Source organism: Thalassolituus sp. UBA6592, from assembly GCF_002433655.1.
Taxonomy (GTDB): domain Bacteria; phylum Pseudomonadota; class Gammaproteobacteria; order Pseudomonadales; family Oceanobacteraceae; genus Venatoribacter.
The window spans coordinates 18,936-20,569 of the sequence record NZ_DJIO01000118.1 but is presented as its reverse complement, the minus strand read 5'-3'; the positions used below and the strand labels follow the sequence as shown (position 1 = coordinate 20,569).

Below are 1,634 nucleotides of genomic sequence, written 5' to 3'. Positions count from 1 at the left end.
AAAGGCTTTGCGGCATTAAAAGCCGTTTATAAAAATATCCGTTTTAAACTGTGGGACAGCAGTGCGCCGTAGCGGGTTTTTTATTCGCGCAGATCCGATATTACATATCGAAGCTGTGACGCAGCACGATGGTTTCCAGACGGTCAGGACCGGTGGAAATAATATCGATTGGCGCTTCAATGGCGTCTTCAACAAAGCGGATGTAAGCACGGGCATTGTCCGGCAGATCGGCCATGCTTTTCGCACCGTAAGTGGATTCTTTCCAGCCTGGCAGTTCTTTGAAGACAGGTTTGATTTTCTCAAACTGGTCAGCACTGGCCGGTACGTTAATGGCGTTGCCATTTTCGTCTTCGTAACCCACACACACTTTAATGGTGTCGAGACCATCCAGTACGTCGAGTTTGGTCAGGCAGATGGTATTGATGGAGTTAACACGGATAGAGTGTTTAACCAGCATCGCATCAAACCAGCCACAACGGCGTGAACGGCCAGTGGTGGTGCCTTTTTCGTTACCTTTGGTCTGCAGGTGCTCACCGATGTCGTCGAACAGTTCAGTCGGGAACGGACCGGAACCAACACGGGTGGTGTAGGCTTTGGTAATACCCAGAATCTGATCCAGATACAGCGGACCAACACCGGAACCGGTCGCAGCACCACCGGCGGTGGTGTTGGATGAGGTTACGTATGGATAGGTACCGTGGTCGATATCCAGCAGAGTGCCCTGAGCACCTTCAAACATGATGTCACCACCGTTTTCACGGATGGTGTGGATCAGGTCCACGGCATCTACCACGATGTCTTTCAGCTGGTCAGCCCATTCTTTACAGGCAGCCAGAGTTTCTTCGTAATCAACTGCTTCACAGCCGTAATACTGAGTCAGAGAGAAGTTGTGGAATTCCATCACTTCTTTCAGTTTGTCAGCGAATTCAGGCTGGAACATATCGCCAACACGCAGACCGCGGCGGGCAACTTTGTCTTCGTACGCAGGACCAATACCACGACCTGTGGTACCGATTTTGGCGTTACCGCGTTTGATTTCGCGGGCCTGATCCAGTGCAACGTGGTAAGGCATAATCAGCGGACAGGCGTGAGACAGTTTCAGACGCTCCATCACAGGTACACCGCGGGCTTCCAGTGCACGCACTTCTTTCAGCAGTGCATCCGGAGCAACCACCACACCGTTGGCGATAACACATTTCACGCCGTCACGCAGAATCCCGGATGGGATCAGGTGCAGTGCCGTTTTTTCACCGTCGATAACCAGTGTATGGCCAGCATTGTGACCACCCTGAAAACGCACCACAGCGGTGGCTTTTTCAGTTAACAGGTCAACAATCTTGCCTTTACCTTCGTCACCCCACTGGGTGCCCAGAACAACAACGCTTTTGCCCATGGCGATACCAATCACTCTATATATTCAGGCCCGTTCAGAATGGAACGGGGTTTTATGCTTCGACCAGTTGCCACTGGCCATCCTGTTTTTTCAGATACCAGTCCGCCGGGACCGCATCCTGTTCCGCTGCAATCAGCACGCGCTTACCAGCGGCGCGCAAAGCGGCAATTTCTGCCCACAGTTCTGCATCATCTGCATCCGGAGCGACAACCGTCTGTTTCTCTTCGGTAACGAAGGTGCC

2 protein-coding genes are annotated in these 1,634 nt (G+C 52.2%); both read right to left on the bottom strand.

The window, feature by feature from the left end:
* Positions 1-100: 100 nt before the first annotated feature.
* Positions 101-1,393 carry an adenylosuccinate synthase gene (locus B2Z72_RS11295; protein WP_296985800.1) on the bottom strand — a complete coding sequence of 431 codons (1,293 nt, stop codon included), beginning with the start codon at positions 1,391-1,393 and terminating at the stop codon, positions 101-103.
* A 52-nt stretch (positions 1,394-1,445) separates the two neighbouring features.
* A partial coding sequence (locus B2Z72_RS11290; protein ID WP_414716704.1) for a hypothetical protein occupies positions 1,446-1,634 on the bottom strand: 189 nt, incomplete at its 5' end.